Annotated in this window: 17 protein-coding genes, 1 other RNA gene and 1 other annotated feature; of the genes, 16 read left to right on the forward strand and 2 right to left on the reverse strand. The window is 44.9% G+C overall.

The window, feature by feature from the left end; translation table 11 throughout:
- Window positions 1–43 precede the first annotated feature (43 nt).
- Window positions 44–1,744 carry an SH3 domain-containing protein gene (locus tag LRR81_RS01995; RefSeq protein WP_231787623.1) on the reverse strand — a complete coding sequence of 567 codons (1,701 nt, stop codon included), beginning with the start codon at window positions 1,742–1,744 and terminating at the stop codon, window positions 44–46.
- 218 nt (window positions 1,745–1,962) lie between these two features.
- On the opposite strand from LRR81_RS01995, the gene LRR81_RS02000 reads away from it, so the two are divergent.
- The 7 genes from LRR81_RS02000 (at window position 1,963) to LRR81_RS02030 (ending at window position 12,606) form a co-directional block, all read left to right on the forward strand.
- Window positions 1,963–2,139 carry a hypothetical protein gene (locus LRR81_RS02000; RefSeq protein WP_231787624.1) on the forward strand — a complete coding sequence of 59 codons (177 nt, stop codon included), beginning with the start codon at window positions 1,963–1,965 and terminating at the stop codon, window positions 2,137–2,139.
- A gap of 80 nt (window positions 2,140–2,219) precedes the next feature.
- Window positions 2,220–2,454, forward strand: a binding site (T-box leader).
- 86 nt (window positions 2,455–2,540) lie between these two features.
- On the forward strand, window positions 2,541–3,809 hold the full coding sequence (gene hisS, locus LRR81_RS02005) for a histidine--tRNA ligase (RefSeq protein ID WP_231787625.1): 1,269 nt from the start codon (window positions 2,541–2,543) through the stop codon (window positions 3,807–3,809).
- A gap of 48 nt (window positions 3,810–3,857) precedes the next feature.
- Entirely contained in the window at window positions 3,858–5,645 is a 1,788-nt protein-coding gene (gene aspS, locus LRR81_RS02010; RefSeq protein WP_231787626.1) for an aspartate--tRNA ligase, read from the forward strand.
- 52 nt (window positions 5,646–5,697) lie between these two features.
- Window positions 5,698–5,881, forward strand: a non-coding RNA gene (ssrS, locus tag LRR81_RS02015) — 6S RNA.
- Between the two features lie 181 nt (window positions 5,882–6,062).
- Complete coding sequence (locus LRR81_RS02020; RefSeq protein ID WP_231787627.1) at window positions 6,063–6,839, forward strand: tRNA threonylcarbamoyladenosine dehydratase; 777 nt, start codon at window positions 6,063–6,065, stop codon at window positions 6,837–6,839.
- Between the two features lie 190 nt (window positions 6,840–7,029).
- Window positions 7,030–11,226 carry a S8 family serine peptidase gene (locus tag LRR81_RS02025; RefSeq protein WP_231787628.1) on the forward strand — a complete coding sequence of 1,399 codons (4,197 nt, stop codon included), beginning with the start codon at window positions 7,030–7,032 and terminating at the stop codon, window positions 11,224–11,226.
- 129 nt (window positions 11,227–11,355) lie between these two features.
- The gene (locus tag LRR81_RS02030; protein ID WP_231787629.1) at window positions 11,356–12,606 is read left to right on the forward strand and encodes a helix-turn-helix domain-containing protein; all 1,251 of its coding nucleotides are present in this window, start codon (window positions 11,356–11,358) and stop codon (window positions 12,604–12,606) included.
- 259 nt (window positions 12,607–12,865) lie between these two features.
- On the opposite strand, the gene LRR81_RS02035 is transcribed toward LRR81_RS02030, so the two are convergent.
- Complete coding sequence (locus tag LRR81_RS02035; RefSeq protein ID WP_231787630.1) at window positions 12,866–14,131, reverse strand: replication-associated recombination protein A; 1,266 nt, start codon at window positions 14,129–14,131, stop codon at window positions 12,866–12,868.
- 277 nt (window positions 14,132–14,408) lie between these two features.
- Between LRR81_RS02035 and cymR the strand changes: the two genes are divergently transcribed.
- The 9 genes from cymR (at window position 14,409) to LRR81_RS02080 (ending at window position 22,374) form a co-directional block, all read left to right on the forward strand.
- A complete protein-coding gene (gene cymR / locus LRR81_RS02040) occupies window positions 14,409–14,825 on the forward strand; it encodes a cysteine metabolism transcriptional regulator CymR (protein WP_231787631.1) in 417 nt (138 codons plus the stop codon).
- A 28-nt stretch (window positions 14,826–14,853) separates the two neighbouring features.
- Window positions 14,854–16,002: a cysteine desulfurase family protein gene (locus tag LRR81_RS02045; RefSeq protein ID WP_231787632.1), complete on the forward strand. Its 1,149-nt coding sequence runs from the start codon at window positions 14,854–14,856 to the stop codon at window positions 16,000–16,002.
- A gap of 33 nt (window positions 16,003–16,035) precedes the next feature.
- On the forward strand, window positions 16,036–17,151 hold the full coding sequence (gene mnmA / locus LRR81_RS02050) for a tRNA 2-thiouridine(34) synthase MnmA (RefSeq protein ID WP_231787633.1): 1,116 nt from the start codon (window positions 16,036–16,038) through the stop codon (window positions 17,149–17,151).
- Window positions 17,152–17,274: 123 nt separating this feature from the next.
- Window positions 17,275–17,928 (forward strand): tetratricopeptide repeat protein, encoded by a 654-nt coding sequence (locus LRR81_RS02055; RefSeq protein ID WP_231787634.1) that lies wholly within the window; start codon window positions 17,275–17,277, stop codon window positions 17,926–17,928.
- 39 nt (window positions 17,929–17,967) lie between these two features.
- Window positions 17,968–20,334, forward strand: a complete 2,367-nt coding sequence (gene recD2, locus LRR81_RS02060; RefSeq protein ID WP_408631586.1) for an SF1B family DNA helicase RecD2 — start codon at window positions 17,968–17,970, stop codon at window positions 20,332–20,334.
- A 21-nt stretch (window positions 20,335–20,355) separates the two neighbouring features.
- Window positions 20,356–20,838, forward strand: a complete 483-nt coding sequence (locus tag LRR81_RS02065) for a PRC-barrel domain-containing protein (protein ID WP_231787636.1) — start codon at window positions 20,356–20,358, stop codon at window positions 20,836–20,838.
- Between the two features lie 10 nt (window positions 20,839–20,848).
- On the forward strand, window positions 20,849–21,040 hold the full coding sequence (locus LRR81_RS02070) for a hypothetical protein (protein ID WP_231787637.1): 192 nt from the start codon (window positions 20,849–20,851) through the stop codon (window positions 21,038–21,040).
- A gap of 33 nt (window positions 21,041–21,073) precedes the next feature.
- Window positions 21,074–21,199, forward strand: coding sequence for a YrzQ family protein (locus LRR81_RS02075; RefSeq protein WP_231788584.1), 126 nt, complete (start codon window positions 21,074–21,076; stop codon window positions 21,197–21,199).
- A gap of 119 nt (window positions 21,200–21,318) precedes the next feature.
- Window positions 21,319–22,374 (forward strand): AI-2E family transporter, encoded by a 1,056-nt coding sequence (locus tag LRR81_RS02080; RefSeq protein ID WP_231787638.1) that lies wholly within the window; start codon window positions 21,319–21,321, stop codon window positions 22,372–22,374.
- Window positions 22,375–22,638 lie beyond the last annotated feature (264 nt).

The following is a 22,638-nucleotide window of genomic DNA, read 5'->3' on the forward strand; positions in this document are numbered from 1 at the left end:
TTTATATACTGGGCGGTTTCTCCCCTGTACACTCTCTGCATTTCTACTGAAAATATTGGTTCAGTCCAGCATAAATTGCTTGTGCTGCCTGCTCCTGATATTGTTCAGAGGTGATGATTAATTCCTCCATGCTGTTGCTCAAATAGCCCAGTTCAATCAGGATGGAAGGCTGGCTGTTTTCCCTTATGACATGGAAGTTTCCAAAGCGCATGCCTCTGTCAGAGGTAGGGGAATTGGCTGCCATGGCATCATGAATGGAGGAAGCAAGCTTGCCGTCTTTAACCGTATTGTAGTAATAGCATGTAAAGCCTTTGGCGCTCTGGTCAATGGTGCTGTCGTAGTGCATGCTTACAAAAGCATCAGCATGATTGGTTTGAGAAAGAGCTGCCCTTGATTGAAGGCTTGCATACGTGTCGCTGTTTCTCGTAATAATCACATGCGCACCTGCCGCTTCAAGCTTGGAAGCAACAAGACGGGCTGTTCTGAGTGTAAGGTTTTTTTCCAGCGTTCCATTATAGCCGATTGTGCCGCTGTCATATCCTCCATGACCGGGATCCAGCACAATCGTTTTTCCTCTGATTGTCTGTCCTGAAGAATCTTTGGCAGGAGAGCTGCTGCCGCCTGTATCTGTCAGCCAGCCAGCCACATACCCTCTTTGTCCGCTTGCCAGGGCCACCTTGAACCAGTCTCCTTCTTTTCCAAGCACCTGAAAGGTATCTCCCTTATCAGCCGAGGCTATAATGCTGCTTGAAGTGGAGGCAAGGGACCGGATATTTGTTCCGCCGGCAAGGATGGTAAGCGTCTCTTTGTTTGATGAAGCAGTTTGAGTGCTTTCACGAGTATCAATATATTCGGCGGACACCCAGCCTGTCAGCCCGCCGCTGAAAGAAATTTTATACCAGCTTCCGCTTTCTTCAAGCACGCTTACGGTTGTTCCTTGCGAAATCGTGCCCGCTGACTTTCCGTTAGCAGAAGCAGAATCTCTGACATTCAAAGAGGAAGCGCTGACTGTTCCAGTCCGGCCGTTTGCCTTGGAAGAGGCAGCTTTAACAGATGTGAAATCTATGTAGTCTGAATGAATCCATCCTGTGCCGCCTTTATAGCTGATGCTGTACCAGTCTCCGCGGCTGCCAGTGACCTGGACAGTTTCCCCCTTGTTTAGTATTCCTTTTGACTCATTGCCAGTGCCAGGTGTTTTCCGAACCTGAAGAGCAGTCGCTGTGATCTTTCCTGTTTTGGGAGTAAAAGCTTTATCTGAAAGGGCTGCGGACACATATTCCTTCGCCACCCAGCCTTTATTCCCCTGATAGGAAATTTTCAGCCAGCTTCCTTCTTCTTCAAGTATTGCCGCCTTTTCGCCTTCAGGAAAAGTACCTGATATTTGATAGCCGGTCCCTGGACCAGTCCGCATTCTAAGGTCTGATGCAGCAGATTCTGCAGTACCTTTGCTGCTTTGCGATTGACTGCTTTTAATCGATAGGAGCCATGCTGCTGCCCAGCCTGTTTTTCCGTCTGGGAGCTGAACCTTCACCCAGTCTCCGTTTCTTTCGGCTACTTCAAATTTTTCTCCTCTTTTAGCCGTGTATTGCACCGGATAGGTCTGTCCAGGACCTGAACGAATATGCAATTCTTGTGATGAAACAGTTGCTTCCTGTGATGCTGCGTGAACAGACAGCGGCAAGTCAGGTGCAGCTGCAGCCATCAAAGCTGTGCACGCCAAAATCGTTAAACCTTTTTTAAACATGATTACCCCCTGCAGTAGAATGGATTTGATTACTGCCAAAAAGCAGGATCAGGCATGCGCTGATGCATGCTGGAAAATAGAATGGCAAATAGAGCCAAGTCTTCAGCCGGTATATACATTTCTCTTTTTTGTGCTTAGATCCCTTGATTCTTTTGGAATGTTTTTTCGTTTTTTGGCAACAATAAACACCAAATACTGCTGCGGCGGGGGTTGAAAGAATGAGATACAGTGAAAAGGGAGAATCCCTTCAGGGAAAAGGGAACGGCTTTTTTGGCTGGGATTACCAGAGCGGCCGCTTTCAGGATGAGGATATGGAGACTTTAGAACTGTCTCAGGAATTTTCACCCAGCAAGGCTTCCGTGAGAAAATGGAAGAAACATCTTTCCCGTTCTTGACAGATGAAGTGCTGATTCGTATGATTATATAAAGTTATGAATGGCAATGAAGAAGCAGGCCTTTAAGGCTGATATACATATTTGAACCAATATGAGGGAGAAGAGTAGCACGGAATACAGCCGGAAAGAGAAGAAATGCCTTGGCTGAAAGCATTTCTCCGGGATGACCATGTGAAAGAACACTCCTCAGGTTTCCTTCTGAAAAGCATGATTGCTTAGTAGGAAGCGGACGCTTCCCGCGTTAACGGATGATGAGCGGAAACTGTTACAGTTTCAATTAGGGTGGAACCACGGGAGAAAACTCTCGTCCCTGCATAATGCAGGGATGGGAGTTTTTTTTATTTTCCTTTTTCATCTTTCATCATTATTCAAGGGTCAAAAACAAATAGGAGGAAAGCTAGATGGCATACCAAATACCAAGGGGCACACAGGATATCCTGCCTGGCGAAGTGGAAAAGTGGCAGTTTATTGAAGAGAAAGCCCGGGAAATCTGCAAAAGCTACCAATACAAAGAAATCAGAACCCCGATCTTTGAACATACAGAGCTTTTTCTAAGAAGTGTAGGGGAGTCAACAGATATTGTTCAAAAGGAAATGTACACCTTTGAAGATAGAAAAGGCAGAAGCATTACCCTTAGGCCGGAAGGAACAGCCGCTGCTGTCAGGGCGTTTGTGGAGAAAAAAATGCATGTACAGCCGGAACAGCCTGTAAAGCTTTATTATATCGGTCCGATGTTCCGCTACGAGCGTCCGCAGGCAGGCCGCTACCGCCAGTTCGTCCAATTTGGGATAGAGGCAATCGGCAGCAATGATCCTTCCATCGATGCGGAAGTCATTTCCCTTGCGATGGAGCTCTATAAAAGCGCAGGCCTGAAAAACCTTAAGCTTGTGATTAACAGTTTAGGGGACCCTGAAAGCAGAAAAGCCCACAGAGAAGCATTGGTCAATCACTTCGAGCCGAGAATCGGGGAGTTCTGCCATGACTGCCAAAACAGACTCCACACAAACCCTTTAAGGATTCTGGATTGCAAAAAAGACCGCGGCCATGAATTGATGGCATCAGCTCCGTCCATCCTGGACTATTTAAATGAAGAATCCAAAGCCTATTTTGATAAAGTGCAAAGCTATCTGTCGGCGCTTGCTATTCCTTTTACCGTAGATAAAAATCTAGTAAGAGGTCTTGACTACTATAATCATACTGCCTTTGAAATCATGAGCGATGCAGACGGCTTCGGCGCAATCACAACCCTTGCAGGAGGCGGGCGCTATAACGGCCTTGTTGAATCAATGGGCGGCCCTTCCCTGCCAGGCATAGGGTTTGCCTTAAGCATTGAAAGATTCCTTGCTGCAATTGAAGCAGAGAATATACAGCTTCCCATTAAAGAAGGCATTGACTGCTTTATTGTGACAATGGGCGAAAAAGCAAAGGATCGGTCCGTGCCGCTGCTCAGAGACCTTCGCAAAGCAGGTCTTGCTGCTGAAAAAGATTATGAGGATAAGAAGATGAAAGGGCAGTTTAAATCAGCTGACAGATTGAAAGCCAGATTTGTTGCTGTCATCGGCGATGATGAGCTGGTTAAAAATGCGGCTGCTCTTAAGGATATGGAAACGGGCGAACAAAAGGAAATCAGTCTTGACGAGCTCGCAGAATACTTGAAACAAAAGCTTTAAGAAGCATAACAGCAGGCATAAAGCCTGAAAAAAAGGAGAGAAGATACTATGTTTGGCCGAACATTTTACTGCGGAGAAGTGACTGAGAAAGCGATTGGGCAAAAGGTAACCTTAAAAGGCTGGGTTCAAAAGCGAAGGGATCTTGGCGGACTGATTTTTATTGACTTAAGAGACAAAAGCGGGATTGTACAGATTGTGATTCATCCCGAAGCTTCTCCGGAAGCGCTGAAAACGGCAGAAACAGTGCGGAGCGAATATGTGCTGGATATTGAAGGAACTGTTGTAGCAAGGGACGAAGCAACAGTGAATCCTAATCTGTCTACTGGGAAAATTGAAATTCAGGCAGAAAACATCACCATTCTCAATGCTTCAAAAACGCCGCCGTTTTTGATTGAAAACAAATCTGAAGAGGTATCAGAGGATGTCAGGCTCAAATACCGCTATCTTGATTTAAGAAGACCGGCTCTCGCGGAAACGATTAAATTGCGCCATAGTATTACTCGCGCTGTACGGAACTTCCTAGATGACAATGGCTTCCTGGATATCGAAACACCTGTTTTAACAAACAGCACGCCAGAAGGTGCCCGGGATTATCTGGTTCCAAGCAGGGTACATGAGGGCGAATTTTATGCATTGCCGCAATCTCCTCAGCTTTTTAAGCAGCTTCTCATGGTTTCTGGCTTTGACCGTTATTACCAGATTGCGAGATGTTTCAGGGACGAGGATTTGAGGGCTGACCGCCAGCCTGAGTTTACTCAGATTGATATGGAAATGTCCTTCATGAGCCAGGAAGAGATTATAACAATGGCAGAAGGCATGATGGCACATGTGATGAAAGAAACAAAGGGAATGGATCTTTCCCTTCCTCTTCCAAGGCTGACGTATGAGGAAGCTATGAACCGCTATGGCTCTGATAAGCCTGATACACGATTTGGCATGGAGCTGACAGATGTGTCAGAGCTTGTGAAAAATTCAGGCTTTAAAGTATTCAGCAGTACGGTGGAGCGGGCTGGAAAAGTAAAAGGCCTGACTGTTAAAGCAGGTGCAGGACGCTACTCCAGAAAAGACATTGATGCCCTGCAGGAATTTGCTTCAGCATACGGTGCAAAAGGTTTGGCATGGCTGAAGCATGAAGACGAAGGACTGAGAGGCCCGATTGCCAAGTTCTTCAATGAAGAAGAACAGCAGCAGCTAATAGATGCGATGGACTCTCAAAAAGGCGACCTACTTCTTTTCGTTGCGGACAAGCCGAAAGTTACCGCTGATTCTCTTGGCGCTCTTCGTTTGAAGCTCGGAAAAGAGCTTGGACTTATTGATGAAAGCAAATTCAATTTCCTTTGGGTTACAGACTGGCCGCTTTTTGAGTTTGATGAAGAAACAAACCGTTTCTACGCCGCCCACCATCCGTTTACAATGCCTGCAAGAGAGGATCTTGACAAATTTGACAGCGATCCTGAAGGCATGAAGGCGCAGGCATATGACCTTGTGCTGAACGGCTATGAACTTGGCGGAGGCTCTATCAGGATTTTTGAAAAAGACATTCAGGAGAAAATGTTCTCCTTGCTTGGATTCTCTAAAGAGGAAGCTTATAAGCAGTTTGGATTTCTGCTTGAAGCCTTTGAATACGGAACACCTCCTCATGGCGGAATCGCTCTTGGACTTGACCGCGTTGTGATGCTGCTCGCCGGAAGAAGCAATCTTAGAGACACCATCGCATTTCCGAAAACAGCAAGTGCCAGCGACCTGCTGACAGAAGCGCCAAGCAGTGTCAGCGATCAGCAGCTGGAGGAGCTCCACATCCGTCTCGCAATAAAGGAGAAAAAAGCCCAGGGGTGATTGCTTGAAAGGTGAAATTTCCTGTGGTATTCTTTTCTAAAGTCATATAAGAAAAGTCCTGATGTGTTCGTTGCTCACCTAGTTTTGACCGAACATTTTTAAACTGGGAGCCCAAGTTTCCGAGGTGAGCGAATGCCCTTTTCAGGGGACTTGCAATTCCGCGGAACAGGGCACCCACTTGCTGGGTGCGGGTTCAAAGCGAAGGCATTTACAGTGACGGCACGATTGGGACTTTTAAAACGGATTATTATCGGGCCCGCATGAGTTTATGTAACTTGTGCGGGCTTTTGCTGTCTCATGGCGTCTGGCTGATCATACTGTATTGCATTTTATCTTCATTGTGTTATATTTTACTCGGAGAAAAATCGCTGCTGCCAAAGGGCAGACAAACTATGATAAGTAATGGAGTGAAAGATATTGCTGCATCAATTTTCGCGAAATGAATTAGCCATTGGCAAACAAGGGCTGCAGTTATTAAAAAACAGTACGGTGGCAGTGCTTGGTGTAGGAGGAGTAGGATCCTTCTCAGCAGAGGCGCTGGCAAGATCCGGAGTCGGCAAAATTGTTCTTGTGGACAAGGATGACGTGGATATTACAAATGTGAACAGGCAAATACATGCGTTATTATCAACAGTGGGCCAACCCAAAGTAGATTTAATGGCAGAAAGAATTAAAGACATTAATGCTGAGTGTGAAGTCGTTTCATTAAAAATGTTCTATACGGAAGAAACCTATGAAGAGTTCTTCAGCCATGACCTGGATTATGTGATTGATGCTTCAGATACCATTTCTTATAAAATTCACTTAATCAAAGAATGCCTGGAAAGAAATATTCCGATCATCTCGAGCATGGGAGCGGCAAACAAAACGGATCCCACGCGTTTTAAGATTGCCGATATTTCGAAATCACATACCGATCCGATTGCCAAAGTAATCAGAACGCGTTTGAGGAAAGAAGGCATCAGAAAAGGAGTTCAGGTCATATTCTCTGACGAAAGTCCAATTGTGATCAGAGAAGAGGTTCGCCAGGAAGTCGGAAACGACCAGGCGAAAATCAGAAAAGCGAAAATGCCGCCATCCTCTAACGCATTTGTTCCGTCTGTAGCAGGCCTCATTATGGGCGGCCATGTGATTATGGACTTGCTGAAAGATATACCGATTGCCCGGGTAAATGATAAAAAAGAACGTCCTTAAAGGGCGTTCTTTTTTTGGTTGGCTGCCTCTTGCATGCCTGGACCGGTATGCTCTGAAATAGGAGAAAAGACTTGCCGGAATAATGCTATCAGCCTATAAAAATTACCCCAATTTACACCGATGAATAACGTCCACTACTATTAATTTGAATAGTCTAACTATTACGCGCGATTAGACAGGGGGAAATATAGTGGGCGATGCAAAGAAAAAAATGTTCTTAACCGGTACGCTGGCTGTCAGTATGATTGTGTCAGCAGCCTTTCAAAGCGGATATGCGCAGGCGGGGCAGTCTTCACAAATATCAAATGCAGAAGAAATATTGAAAGGGTTGTCGGAAGAACAAAGGCAAGCATTAAAGCAGCTGGAGGCAAGTCCAGGATTTACTGTTGATCCAAAAATTGATACATCAAGCGGTAAACCGGTTAGCATCATAGTTGAATTTAATCAGGAGCCTGCTCTGGTTCAGGTGAAAAAAGAAGCAGCAAAGGGAAAAAAAGCCTCTTTATCCATGGCAGCATCCAAGGTGGAAGCCTCTCATCAGGAATTTAGGAGCTTTTTGGAACAATTAAAGGCTTCGAAAAGTTTTCCGGCATCCGGTTCAGGTAAAGCAGAGATTAAGAGAGAATATAAAAATGCGTTTAATGGAGTTTCTATGACCATGCCGGGTGCCGCTGTTCAGGAACTGCTTCGCTCAGGAACGGTTAAAAGAATCTGGAGCGATGAATCCATCAAGCTTTCGCTTCCTGCAGGTGCTAAATCGGACAAGCCTGAGTTTAACGAGAGTCTTCCCCAAATAGGAGCCGACAAACTTCATTCGGAGCATATTGAAGGCCAAGGAATTAAAGTGGGAGTCATTGATACAGGAATCGACTATAATCACCCTGATTTAACAGGAGCCTATAAAGGTTTTCGGGCGGAAGACGGTAAAGATCCTAAACAGGTTGACCCGAATTCGGTAAAGGGCTGGGATTTCGTGGGTAATGATGCAGACCCGATGGAGGCCACCTATAAGGATTGGAAAGATTCCAAACAGCCGGAAATCAGTCCGCAAACCGGCGAGCCTTATTATACCTTCCATGGAACACATGTATCCGGAACAATTGCAGGACAAAAGAAAAACAACGTGGATTACGCTGTAGAAGGAGTAGCACCAGAAGCAGATCTATATGTTTACAGGGTCCTTGGGCCTTATGGAGCGGGCAAAGCAGCGGATGTGCTGGCAGGAATTGATAAGGCGGTCAAGGACGGAATGAATGTGATCAATTTATCATTGGGCATTTCAGTCAATGATCCTCTGTATCCAACATCCATTGCGATCAACAATGCCATGCTTTCGGGTGTTACCTCTGTTGTGGCTTCAGGAAATGACGGCCCTAATGAAAAAACGGTTGGGTCTCCTGGAACAAGCGCTTTAGGAATTACCGTTGGCGCTTCCGATGTAACTATGGCCATACCTGCTTTTACGGCAACTGCTGGTGAACACACATTTAACCAAATGAAGCTGCTCGGTAAAAATTTCAAGGATGACATAGCGGCTTTCGAGGGGAAAACCTATCCGATCGTTGCAGCCGGATTAGGCAAACCTGCTGATTTCGAAGGAAAAGATGCTGCTGGAAAAATAGCCTTAATTAAGCGGGGCGACATTCCGTTTGATGAAAAAATAAAAAATGCCAAAAACGCTGGAGCAGCGGCGGTTATTATTTATAACAACACAGAAGGGGACATACCGGCATACTTGGGGGAAAATGCCTCCTATATTCCTGCTTTTCAGCTGCAGCAGGCTGATGGGGAATCGCTGAGCAAGCTCTCAGATCCGTCTCTTGTCTTCGGTAAAATGACGGCACTAAACACAGGGGGAGACTCATTGGCAGACTTCAGTTCAAGAGGCCCTGTAAACGCAAATGATGACATCAAACCGGATATTGTGGCACCTGGTGTCTCGATCTTTTCCGCTTATCCGGAATTCATGAACAGCCCAGAGGAAGGAATTGACTATAGTACTGCCTATGCAAGGCTTCAGGGAACATCTATGGCAACTCCTCACATTGCCGGAACGGCCGCTTTAATTTTACAGGAGCACCCAGATTATGACCCTTTTGAAGTGAAGGCTGCCTTAATGAATACAGCAGTGAAGCTGAAAAAGGATTATTCTGTCAATGAAGCCGGTGCAGGGCGTGTGGATGCCTATCACGCTGTTCATGCTTCCCAAATTGCAGAAATTCATGATACTGCAGAGAATACAGATAACAACGGACAAGTTGTCACGATCGAAGACAAAACAGGCTCCCTTTCTTTTGGAACTCATTATAAAGAAAAAGGACTTGCGATCAATGACTCTCGCCGCTTAACCATTGAAAACAACAGCGGTGCAAAAGCAGTGTACCAAACAGAGGTGGAATTCAGCGCGGCCCATAACGGAATTCAGGATGCTGCTGGAAATCACGTTCAGCTGACCCTTCCGGATAGCATATCCGCAGAAGCATCCAAAACAGCAGCCGCTGATATAAAAATATCTGTTCCGGATACGGCAGCACTTGGCTGGTATGAAGGGTATATTCATTTGAAGAGCGGACAGGTCTCAACGATCTCCATTCCTTTCTCAATCAGAGTGACAGATAAAGGAATTGCTTATACGAAACTGGATCCTCCTTCTGCCACTAACGATACAACTTATCACCAATACTTCTCGCCTGGAGCACCGATGTTTTTCAAGCTGAAAAGTCCGATGAAATATTTGGACGTTGTGATCAAAGATGCGAAAACCGGAAAAGCATTAGGTATTGCAGGAAGCTTGAATGCTTCTTCCATGAAGCCTGACCGCGATTACGTTCTAGCCTTTGCTTTCAGAGGGCTTGTCTATCCTTTCACTGGAGATATCGATCAGCCTGTTTCAGATAGCCCTGCTTACTTGCCTGAGAAAGAATATACGATAGACGTGATTGGACAGGATGAAGAAGGAGCCGTTTATCACTCCTCCAATACAGCCATTGTAGACAACACTCCGCCCGAAACATCCTTTGATGTAAAGCCGGGAGTAGTAGAGATGGATAATTCTATGCTGACGGACGAGGATGGCTATCATGCTCTTTGGGTGCATGGTAAAGTTACAGACTCAACGGTTACTTCACTGCAGGCAAAAGGTGTCCCCTATACCCAAAGCTCTAACACGGTAGGTTACTATGAAAACGGCGTGCCATTTATTCGCGGTTTCCTTGATGTGGCAGATAACGGAGACGTCAAGTTTGGAGTGCTTCCGGAGGAATATGAAAAACCATACCAGCTCCAGATATTCCCATGGGACATGGCTACGGCGGCTGATATCTATACCGCCCCGCGCTTCGTATTCCTGAAAAAAGGAACCGAATATGCAGAAACTAGCTATAACAAGGATGCGGTGAAATTGAATGACCGCATTACAATGACCGTGAATGTGAAAAACGTCAAACAGTTTGTATCAGGCGAATATACAGTGAATTCAGTTTATGATGATACATTTAAGTTTGAGAAAGTGACGGTAAACAAAGCTTTTCAAGAATTGGCCGAAAAAAGAGGGATTAAGATCAATCTAAAAAGCCCTCAAGTGAAAGACAACCTGGCCAAAGTAGGGGCAGTCCTATCCAAAAAGGGCTTTGAAGGGCTTAATGGGAACTTTCCATTTTTGGATGTGACGTATAAAGTCAATTCTGACACTTATTATTATTCGCACGCTGCCTTTAAAGTGGATCAATTTTCTTACCTAAAGGCAGATAACGTCCACCCTGGTCAAATTCCTGCCTACAGTTTAACCAATTTTGCTTTTCATTCAAAGCATTCCAGAGTTTCCGGGTATATTTTTCCGGAGGCCTTCATGACACCTGGAGGCTATCTCGACAACAAGTATAATGCAGCATCGCTCGGTGCCGCTGTCTATGTAAAAGGGAAGGACGGCAAAAAATATAATGGCGAGCTGGATGCAAGAGGACAGTATACGGTAACCGGAGTGCCGGCATCAGACAAATTTTACACCGTGTATGCTGAAGTCCCGGGGCATCTGACTCAAGTAGAAAAAGTGATGCTCGGCAAGGAAAGAAATGGTGAGCTTCACGGTATTAGCTCCCGGATTGTTTTGAACACGAATCAGGCAGGAGATGTGAATCAAGACGAACTCATCGACATTCGTGATGTGCAGCTGCTCGTACAGCACTACGGAGAGCAGGGTCCTGAAGTGAAAAACTTGGATATCAACCAGGATGGCACTATTAATGAAACAGATGTAAGATTTGCGGAGAAAAACTTTTTGCAAATCGGTTCTGAGGCAAAACCTCACGCCAAGCCTTTAGAAAAAATCGGCGGGAAGGGACTGGATGAGCTGCTGAGTGACATCGGATTGACCCCATCCAATAAATAAAGAGGCAAGAAGAGAATCGGACTGATTCTCTTCTTTTTTATTTGAGGGTGAAAGCCAAGACGAAATTGGACAGCAAAAATGAAGAAAATAGTCTTATAATAATAGAAAATGGCACTTGGGGTGTTGGCTGTGATTGAGGGAAGAATCATTAAATTTTACCGGGAGAAACAGGGATTTACTCAAGGAAAGCTGGCAGAAGGCATCTGTTCGGTAACGCATCTGAGCAAAATTGAACGAGGCATTACAGAGTATTCCTCGGAAATTATGAACATGCTTGCTGAAAGGCTTCATATTCATATCAAAAAAGAAGCAGAAAGCTATAAAAGGCTTCATCAGACGCTAAGGTCCTGGCATGACGCCATCATTATGCAGCAAAAAGAAGAGTCAGCTGCCTTTAAGGTTGAAGCTGAGCTGCATCCGTTAAAGGAATTGCCGGACTTCAGAGTTATCTATCAGCTCCTTCTTTCCAGATATGAGCTCTATCAAAATCAGCTCAATAAAGCGTATGATCGGTTAGCAGCTATTCAGCAGGAAGAACAAGAGCTCACCGCTTTTGAAATGAATTTACTGAAGCATGTTCTTGGCATTTATTATTTTTTAACGGCAAAGTTCTCACAATGCATTGAGACATTGAAAAGCATTATACCCGAGCAATACAACAATCAGGAATACTTTTATCACCTGGCTCTGGCTTATCATTCCATTCATTCGAACATTACTGCGTATTATTACGGGGAACAGGCCCTTCGATATTTTCGCAAAACTCTCAATTTGCTTCGGATTATTGACACAGAAACGCTTCTGCTTGTGGAGCTCAACGCCAAAGAGCTGCACGATTACGAAGAAACAAAAAGAATGTATCAAAAACTATTGCGGACATGTGATGTTTGCAAAAGCACAGAAAGAAAAGCAAAGCTTATGCATAATTTTGCCTTTGACCATCACAGAAGAAAAAAATACATAGAGTCATCCGGATTGTACAAAAAGGCGATGGACTTGATGGAAGAGAGCGAGCCAATTTATCTACTAACATTGCATGGATATGTCAGGGCGAGCCGTAAAGCAGGCAATGTTCCTGCGGAGACGCTGCTGAAACTTGCGGAAAAAGGTCTTAGACTTGCAGAAAAAAGGAATTCAGCCAAAAGTGTTATTGATTTTAAATGTTTGCTGGCTCTTCTAACAAATAATGAGTCTGAATATTATAGGCTAATTGAGGAAGAGGCCCTTCCTCACATTAAAGAAAGCGGAGAAATTGTTCTAATCGAACATTATAAGAAGAAGTTATATGAGTACTACATGGCTCAAAAAAAAGAAGAAGAGGCCTTTAAGATGGCTCAATCAATCATGAATGAAAGGGTAAGCTACTACGATTATGATTAGGGAAGTAAATCCTGCATTGGATGAGAATTCGATTGCACTATAGCGGGGGTAAAGAGCAGTTTTTTAAATAAAGTTGATTTTAAAGGAATAAGTACGTTATATTGAGGTTATTCATTAGACAAAGTCTCCTCTCATTATGGTTCTGGACAAACCGAGAGTACTTTGTCTAATGTTTTTTTGTTTTCTATTAAAACCTCATAGCTATACTTCTCCAGCCTTGTCCGGCAAAAAAAAACGGCTTGCCCATCAGCAAGCCGGTCTACTTCTTCTTATTCAAATTATCATAAACCTGTGAAAGCGCCTGTTCGAATTTTCCGGTCTTTTTTGGTGTGTAGTATTTCTTGTTTTTCAGTTTATCAGGCAGGTATTGCTGCTGCACCCAGCCTGACTCATAATCATGCGGATATTTATAGTCCAGTCCGCGTCCAAGATTTTTGGCTCCTTTATAATGTGCGTCGCGGAGGTGGGCAGGAATATCGCCGCTTGCACCGCTTCTGAGATCGCTGATCGCCGCATCCAGTGCTGAGTAGGCTGAGTTGGATTTAGGAGAAAGACACAGTTCAATCACTGCATTGGCGAGCGGAATGCGTGCTTCAGGAAAACCAAGCCGCTCTGATGCTTCTATTGCGGCAAGCGTACGGGGGCCTGCCTGCGGACTCGCAAGCCCGATGTCTTCATAGGCGATGACGAGCAGCCTTCTGTTTATGCTGACAAGATCTCCCGCTTCAATCAGGCGTGCCAAGTAGTGCAATGCTGCATTAACGTCAGATCCCCTGATCGACTTTTGAAATCCTGATAGCACATCATAATGTGCATCACCGTCTTTGTCGTGAACAAAGCTTTTTTTCTGAATGCACTGTTCCGTATCCTTCAGGCTGATATGTATGATGCCGTCATCGTCTTTTTCAGAGGACAAAACGGCGAGCTCAAGGGCATTAAGGGCAGACCGGACATCTCCTCCGCAGCTTCTTGCCAGGTGCGCCTTTGCTTCTTCTTCAAGGTCAATATTCTGATTGCCAAGCCCGCGCTCTCTATCCTTAATAGCATGTTCAATGGCCTCTTCAATTTCTTCCGGCTCCAGCGGCTTCAGTTCAAATATTTGGCATCTGCTGCGAATCGCAGGGTTGATGGCATGATAGGGATTGCTTGTCGTAGCGCCGATTAAAATAATCCTTCCGTTTTCAAGATGCGGCAGCAGAAAATCCTGTTTTGCTTTATCAAGGCGGTGCACCTCATCAAGAATCAAAATAACCTTACCGGACATTTTTGCTTCTTCAGCCACAATTTCCATATCTTTTTTATTGTTAACAACTGCGTTCAAGGAACGAAAGGCTGTATCAGTGCTTCCGGCAATGGCTGTTGCAATGGATGTTTTTCCAATACCCGGCGGCCCATATAAAATCATGGAGCTTAAGTGGCGCGCTTTTACCATCCGGTTTATGATCATTCCTTCTCCGACCAGATGCTTCTGGCCGATGATCTCTTCAAGCTGTTTCGGTCTCATTCGAAATGCCAGCGGCTTCAAACTCATCTCTCCCAGTTTTGCTAGATGGGCTCATTATGAAGAATGAGGCCCTAGAATGCAAATAATTTGAAATCCCTGTATAGATTCATTATAATTCTACAGATTGAAATGGCTGCCTGCATGCTTGAAGCCTTACGATATGGTATAATAGCATAGGCTTGCTTCAGGAAGATCAGCCTGAAGCGTTTAATCGAAACTTCTGCATCACGTATAAGCTGCAGCAGGCAATCACATAATGCAGTTAATGGAAGCAGAAAAATTAGGGGTGCTAGCAGGCATGAAAATTTCAACTAAAGGCCGTTATGGTCTTACTATAATGATAGAACTTGCAAAAAAACACGGGGAAGGTCCGACTTCCTTAAAAAGCATTGCCCAGACGCATAATCTGTCTGAGCATTATTTGGAGCAGCTCATTGCACCGCTCCGCAATGCCGGATTTGTTAAAAGCATCAGAGGTGCGTACGGCGGCTATATTATCGGCAGCAGCCCGAACGAAATCACAGCAGGTGATATTATTCGTGTGCTGGAAGGGCCGATCAGTCCTGTTGAGGTGCTCGAGGATGAGGAACCTGCAAAACGGGAGCTTTGGATCAGAATCAGAGACGCAGTAAAAGATGTACTCGACAGCACAACGCTTGAGGATCTGGCAAGCTACACGGACGGCAATCAGGAAGCTTATATGTTTTATATCTGATTCATAGAAGAAAAAAGGAGTGGCGGTTTTGTCACGTATTTATTTAGATCACGCAGCAACTTCACCGATGAATCCGGAAGTGATTGAAGCCATGGCTGGATTTATGGCGGAATACTATGGCAATCCCTCAAGCATCCATGCACATGGCAGGGAGAGCAGACGGTTTCTGGACAAGGCAAGGGAAACCATTGCCAGCAGTATTCATGCAGGCACGCGGGAGATTATATTTACAAGCGGCGGCACGGAAGCAGACAACATGGCAATTATCGGTACGGCTCTTGCTAATCGGGATAAAGGGAACCATATCATTACAACAGAGATTGAGCATCATGCTGTTCTTCATACGTGTGCGCACCTTGAAAAACAGGGCTGCAGGGTGACGTATCTTCCAGTGGACAAAACGGGAAAAATCAGCCTTGATGATCTGAAAAGCGCCTTGAGCGATGAGACAATTCTCGTCACCATCATGTATGGAAACAATGAGGCAGGAACCATCCAGCCGGTTGCTGAAATCAGTGAACTTCTTAAAAATCACCAATCTTATTTCCATACTGACGCTGTTCAGGCATTCGGACTTCTTCCGATTGATGTAAGGGAGCTTGGAGTGGACTTGCTGTCCGTTTCCGGCCACAAAATCAACGGTCCAAAGGGTGCCGGGTTCTTGTATGCCAAATCAGGAACAAAGCTTTCCCCGATTGCTTTCGGCGGAGAGCAGGAGCTGAAAAGAAGAGCAGGCACTGAAAATTCAGCCGGGATTATCGGGCTTGCCAAAGCAGTAGAGCTTGCGGAGAATTCCCGGGCAGAAAAAGCCCAGCTTTATAAAGAAATGAAAAAAGCCATGCTTGGCGTGTTAAAGGAAAAAGACATTTTATTCGAAATAAATGGCGATTTGGAAAACAGTTTGCCGCATGTTCTGAATCTTTACTTCCCTGGAACCAATGTAGAATCTCTGCTCGTTAATCTGGATATCGCCGGTGTTTCCGTTTCAAGCGGTTCAGCATGCACGGCAGGTTCTATAGATCCTTCCCACGTTCTGACAGCGATGTTTGGAAAAGACTCGGACAGAATCGCTGCCTCCATCCGCTTCAGCTTTGGCATGGGATTAACGATAGATGACGTTAAGGAAGCGGCAATTAAAACAGCAGAAGCAGTCAGCCGTTTGACGGCAAACAAATAGCTTAAAAGGTTAATGCAAAAGAGGTGAAACCATATGAAAAAGGATCCAAAAAATACACGGGTTGTTGTTGGAATGTCAGGCGGTGTAGATTCCTCTGTCGCAGCACTGCTCTTAAAAGAACAAGGGTACGATGTGATCGGAATTTTTATGAAAAACTGGGATGACACCGATGAGAATGGTGTTTGTACAGCTACAGAGGATTACGACGATGTGATCAAAGTGTGCAACCAAATCGGCATTCCTTATTACGCCGTGAATTTTGAAAAGCAATATTGGGAAAAAGTGTTCACTTACTTTCTTGATGAGTACAAAGCAGGCAGAACGCCAAATCCTGATGTTATGTGCAACAAAGAAATCAAATTCAAAGCTTTTCTGGAGCATGCTCTTTCACTTGGTGCAGATTATTTGGCTACAGGCCACTATGCGAGAGTGGAATACCGCGACGGTGAGTATAAAATGCTCCGGGGCGTTGATGAAAACAAAGATCAGACATACTTCCTGAACCAGCTCGATCAAAACCAGCTTTCAAAAGTCATGTTCCCGATCGGCGATATTGAAAAGTCCGAAGTCCGTGAAATTGCGAAAAGAGCAGGCCTTGCGACTGCATCCAAAAAAGACAGTACAGGCATCTGTTTTATCGGAGAACGCAATTTCAAAGAATTTTTGAGCAATTATCTCCCTGCGAAAACAGGTGAGATGAGAACACTTGACGGAACACTGATGGGAAAACATGACGGCCTGATGTATTATACCATCGGTCAGCGCCACGGACTTGGCATCGGCGGAAGCGGTGATCCTTGGTTCGTTGTCGGCAAAGATTTGAAAAAGAATGTGCTTTACGTTGACCAGGGTTTCCACCATGAAACGCTTTATTCCACGTCCATCCTGGCTGTAAATATCAGCTGGACGTCAGACAAAGCGCCAGAAGGAGAGCTTGTCTGTACGGCAAAATTCCGCTATCGCCAGCCGGACAATAAAGTAAGGGTTGAACTGCTTGATGATGGAAAAGCCCGCATCGTGTTTGATGAGCCAATCCGCGCTGTAACACCTGGACAGGCTGTTGTTTTTTATGACGGCGATGTCTGCCTTGGCGGCGGAACAATTGATGAAGTGTTCAAAGAAGAAGATAAATTATGGTATGTTGGATAAAATGATTCATAAAAGAGGGCAGACCTTTTGGGGCCATTGCCTCCGAGCGGGACAGCTCAGGGAGGACAGCACAGGGGTCAGCCCTTTTTCTGCATAAAAAAACAGGAACAGGGGGCTGTCACAATGAAAGATAAAAATCAGCTTGGCATTGAAGCGATGCAAAAAGGGCAGCTGGAAGAAGCTGCAAAGCTTTTTACAGAGGCGATTGAAGAAAACCCAAATGATCCGGTATTATACATAAATTTCGGCAATTTGCTATCAGCCATCCAAGAAAATGAAAATGCGCTGAAATTTTACAGTAAAGCTGCAGAATTAGACGAAAATGCTGCAACAGCGTATTACGGACAGGGAACCATTTATTACGAAAAAGAAAATTACGCTGAAAGCGCAAGGCAATTTCAAAAGGCTATTCAAAAAGGACTGGATCATGCAGATGCTTTCTACATGCTTGGCATGAGCTTTATGCAGGCAGGTTCTCCGAAGCTTGCTGCCCCCTACCTTCAAAGAGCAACCGAAATGAATGAAGAGGATACTGAGGCAAGATTTCAATTCGGATTGAGCCTCGCTTCCTCAGAAAGCTACAAGGAAGCGATTGAGCAGCTGGAAACAGTCGTACTGCAGGACGAAGAGCATGCTGACGCATGGTACAATCTCGGAGTGTGCTTTTTATATCAGAATGATCCTGAAAAAGCGCTTGAAATGTTTGAAAAGGCGGTGTCTGCTGACCCCGGTCATCTTCTTGCACTAAACGGAGTGAAAAGCGTAAAAGAGCAATGATCATCCTTCAGGAAGGAGGGAAAAGCCATGCAAATGTCTATGGATGAAGATTTAGATCAAAAAGAATTTGTAAAAGGCAGGCTTCGGGCGGTTATTTTTCATAATGAAAGCAACCTTTATACTGTACTGAAGCTGAAAATCAGCGAAACAAACCTTTCTTACGAAGATAAAGAGATAACAGTTACCGGCTATTTCCCTCTTCTGCAGGAGGAAGAAACTTATACGTTCTATGGGACTCTTGCTGTCCATCCAAAATTCGGTCCGCAATTTCAAACAGAGCATTTTAGAAAAGAAATGCCGAATACTGAAGAAGGCATTATTCAGTATCTTTCGAGCGACCTTTTTAAAGGCATCGGAAAAAAAACGGCCGAAACGATTGTAAAAGAGCTCGGGGTCGGGGCCATCAGTTCCATACTGGCAGATTCATCGGTATTAAATAAAATTCCAAGACTGCCAAAAGACAAAGCTGAGCAGCTCACGAAATCCCTGATGCAGCACCAGGGACTTGAGCAAATTATGATCTCGCTTTCCCAGTTTGGTTTCGGGCCGCAGCTGTCCATGAAAATTTATCAGGCATACCAGGATCAAACGCTGAACAAAATCCAGGAAAACCCTTACCAGCTTGTGAAGGATATTGAAGGGATCGGTTTTATCAAAGCCGATGAGCTTGGCGGCCAAATCGGAATGTCAGGAAAGCATCCTGAACGGATACAGGCAGCATGCCTCTATACTCTCGAGTATTCCTCCTTGCAAGAGGGACATGTTTTTCTGGAGCTGGAACAGCTTATTATAGAAACAAAAACGCTGCTTGATCAGTCAAAACAGGAAGAAGTTCTGGAGCAGGATATATCCGCTGAACTGATCTCACTTGCAGAGGACAAGCAAATCATTATTGAGGAAAAAAGAGTTTATTACCCTTCGCTGTATCATGCAGAAAATAACACCGCTAAAAACATTGAAAAAATTCTGCAGCAGACAGAGTATGATGAACTGTTTCCTGAATCGGAATTTCTGCTTTCTCTTGGCAAGCTGGAGGAACGGATGAATGTGCAATACGCTCCTTCGCAAAAAGAAGCGATCCAAAAAGCGCTGATGACGCCGATGCTTCTTTTGACAGGCGGTCCTGGTACTGGAAAAACGACGGTCATTAAAGGGATTGTTGAGCTGTATTCTGATTTGCATGGCTGTTCGCTCGATCCTTCTGATTATAAAAAAGACGAGCCATTTCCCGTTTTGCTTGTGGCGCCCACAGGAAGAGCGGCAAAAAGAATGAGCGAGGCGACAGGACTGCCTGCTGTAACCATCCACAGGCTGCTCGGCTGGAACGGGGCAGAGGGCTTTGAGCGGAATGAGGACAACCCTATACAGGGAAAGCTTTTGATCATTGATGAAGTTTCAATGGTCGATATTTGGCTTGCTAATCATCTGCTCAAATCATTGCCTAAAGATATACAGGTGATTATGGTAGGCGATGAGGATCAGCTGCCATCTGTCGGCCCTGGCCAGGTGCTGCGCGATCTTTTGCTTTCAAAAAGAATACCAACCGTAAGGCTTACTGACATTTACCGCCAGGCAGAAGGATCTTCCATTATTGAATTGGCGCATGAGATTAAGCGGGGAAAACTGCCTGATAACATTCTAAAGCCGACAAAGGACAGATCTTTTATCAGGTGCACATCACAGCACGTAAGAGAAGCCGTTCAGCAGGTTGTCGACAATGCCAGGCGGAAAGGATTCACGCCAAAGGATGTTCAAGTGCTGGCTCCGATGTACAGGGGACCTGCGGGCATTGATCAGCTGAATAAAATGCTTCAGGAAATGTTTAATCCAAAAACGCCTGGAAAAAGGGAACTCCTTTTTGGTGATGTGGCCTACAGGGTCGGTGACAAAGTCCTTCAGCTTGTGAATCAGCCGGAAGAACATGTTTTCAACGGTGATATGGGTGAAATTGTGTCCGTTTTTTACGCAAAAGAAAATACCGAAAAAGAAGATATGGTTGTCATTTCCTTCGAAGGAAGAGAAGTAACTTATACAAAAAAAGATTTTATGCAGTTTACACATGCGTATTGCTGCTCCATTCATAAAGCGCAGGGAAGCGAGTTCCCGATTGTGGTTATGCCGATTGTAAAAGGCTATTACCGGATGCTGAGGCGCAATTTGATTTATACCGGCATTACAAGAAGCAAAAAATTCCTGATTTTGCTTGGGGAAGAAGAAGCGCTCAGAAGAGGCATCGAAAGCAGGGATCATACCAATAGGCAGACAACCCTTGCCCTAAGGCTTTCTGAAGGGGAAGAGGCAGAGGAAGAATGGCAGAAGGAACTGCCTTTTGACATCCGTGATGCCAATATCGGAATGGGAAACATTACGCCGTATGACTTTATGGAGAAGGAAGAATCCTATTAGTGTTCGAAAGGTGGGATCACTTTGAGAACCTATCGGCAAATAAAAGGTCTTCCTGTTTTTGAACTGGGTACAGCAGCAGCTATTGGCAGCATCACCGATTTATCGATTTCCCAAAACAGCCAGGTAACTGGTTTTTTGATGGATGGAAAAGGTTTCTTTCAAAGAGACCGCTTCATTCCTCTCGAAGCGGTCCATTCCATTGGAAATGACGGCGTTTTCGTAACAAGCAGGGAGGCATTAAAGCCTGCTGCGCTCGTAAAGCAAAATTTATTCCTCGAAACACACAAGCCTCTCTACAACAAAGCGGTCTATAACTCTTCAGGCGATAAGCTTGGGCTGCTGAATGATGTATACTTTTCAGCAGAATTGGGCACAATCGAAGCATATGAACTGACCGACGGCTTTTTTGCTGATTTGTCAGAGGGGAAGAAGCGAGTACACCCTTCTGATGGGAATTTTACTGTCAGCAAGGATGCCATCGTCATGAATGCTATTACCGAGTGAGGTGTGCCCTTTGCTGAAATGCCCAAACTGCCAGAATAAAGACCTGGGAAAAATCGGTGTAAATCAATACTACTGCTGGAACTGCTTTATCGAGCTTTCCGTTTCAAAAGGAACGATTTTTACTCACCAAGTGGAGGAAGATGGAACATTAAGTTCTCTCGATGACCTTTTCACTGAGGAAGACCGGTCTGTCAATTTGTAGGATTCTAAAAAGGGGGAATACGTCTTGAACCGCATGATGACCTCAATTATCTCCATGGGAGTCGGCGCTGCCGCAGCCCATTATTTGACAAACGGCAAAAGTTTATCAAAGCGTGACTGGAGAAAAATGCAAAAGCGCATGAGAAGGATGTTTTCCTAAAACAATGAAAAAGGGCTGACAGCTGTCAGCCCTTTTTCGATTGTTAAAAATTCAAAACAGACTTTGCATATTTTGCCTTTCTTATCAAAACAATAAAGTGATGAAAGGCGGTGTGCGGGGTGAAGGAAAAAACTGTGCTGTTTCGTGCAGGCATTATACTGTTGATCCTATTGAGCTGTTATTTTTTTCTAAAGCTTAGAGAGCTGTGGAATCCGATCTGGATCATGATTGAGGCAATTTTTATTCCTTTTATCATATCCGCGTTCATTACATACCTGCTGCACCCGATTGTTGAAAGGCTTCATAAAACAGGCCTTCCAAGAGCAGTTTCTATTTTTATTATTTACATTCTATTCTTTGGCTCCATCGGCTATGGCTTTTACAGAGGCATACCCATCCTGATCAGCCAGCTCATGGATCTTTCCGGCAACATTCCCCAGCTGATGGGTCTTTATGAAAAGTGGCTGACCATGATTAGGGATCATACTGATCATTGGCCTGACGGGATTCATGATCGAATAGAAGGACTTATGCTGAGAGCGGAAGGCTGGCTGGCCCAGCTGATTGACAGGCTGATTGAAAGTATTCAGGCTTTGTTGAATTATATGGTTATTATTACGCTCATTCCGTTTCTCGTGTTCTACATGCTGAGGGATGTGGAGGATGTGAAGCGGACTGCCTGGTATTTGACACCGAAAAAGTGGCGGCAGCAGGCTAAGGAATTTATCAGGGATGCGGATCATTCTCTTGGCGATTATATTAGAGGGCAGTTTTTTGTCTGCGTCATCATCGGCTTTCTCGCGTTTCTGGGATTTTTCTTTTTTAAGGTGAAATACGCATTAATTCTAGGACTGATTATCGGTGTAACAAATGTGATTCCCTATTTTGGGCCGATTATCGGTGTCATTCCTGCTCTCATCATCGCTGCCAGCATGGGGGTAAATACCGTCATTACTGTGGTGATTCTGAGTATGTCGCTGCAGTTTATAGAAGCGAATATTCTCGGTCCTTTTATTGTGGGCCGCAGTCTTCATATGCACCCCATCATTATTATGCTGGCGCTTGCGGCAGGAGGGGAGATTGCAGGCGTACTCGGCCTGATCCTCGCCGTACCGGTTACGGCTGTGCTGAAAGTCTTTATTGAGCACGGCATCAGAGTCATCAGGCAGGATTGACAACAGCAGAAGGGCTGGCTATAATTCAGGATATACATATGAGATCACAATGACGGAAAAAGTAGGCTGGCCATTATTCTAATTAGAGAAAAGATTCCATGGCTGAAAGAATCTTTAGCAAACCAGCTGAAAGCTACTCCGGAGTGCAGCTAATCCCTGCCGTGAAGCCGCGTTATGGCCGAAAAGAAGGTGATGGATTTTCCATAACCAGGGTGGTACCGCGAGAAGCTCTCGTCCCTGTGTGAACAGCAGTATGCTGTTCAT

Source organism: Metabacillus kandeliae, assembly GCF_021166585.1.
Classification (GTDB): Bacteria; Bacillota; Bacilli; order Bacillales; family Bacillaceae; genus Metabacillus_B; species Metabacillus_B kandeliae.

Coding starts and splice junctions, on each gene's coding strand:
- cymR (WP_231787631.1), top strand. CDS start 14,409: ATGAAAATTTCAACTAAAGGCCGTTATGGTCTTACTATAATGATAGAA.
- recD2 (WP_408631586.1), top strand. CDS start 17,968: ATGGATGAAGATTTAGATCAAAAAGAATTTGTAAAAGGCAGGCTTCGG.
- LRR81_RS02000 (WP_231787624.1), top strand. CDS start 1,963: ATGAGATACAGTGAAAAGGGAGAATCCCTTCAGGGAAAAGGGAACGGC.
- LRR81_RS02055 (WP_231787634.1), top strand. CDS start 17,275: ATGAAAGATAAAAATCAGCTTGGCATTGAAGCGATGCAAAAAGGGCAG.
- LRR81_RS02075 (WP_231788584.1), top strand. CDS start 21,074: ATGATGACCTCAATTATCTCCATGGGAGTCGGCGCTGCCGCAGCCCAT.
- mnmA (WP_231787633.1), top strand. CDS start 16,036: ATGAAAAAGGATCCAAAAAATACACGGGTTGTTGTTGGAATGTCAGGC.
- hisS (WP_231787625.1), top strand. CDS start 2,541: ATGGCATACCAAATACCAAGGGGCACACAGGATATCCTGCCTGGCGAA.
- aspS (WP_231787626.1), top strand. CDS start 3,858: ATGTTTGGCCGAACATTTTACTGCGGAGAAGTGACTGAGAAAGCGATT.
- LRR81_RS01995 (WP_231787623.1), bottom strand. CDS start 1,744: ATGTTTAAAAAAGGTTTAACGATTTTGGCGTGCACAGCTTTGATGGCT.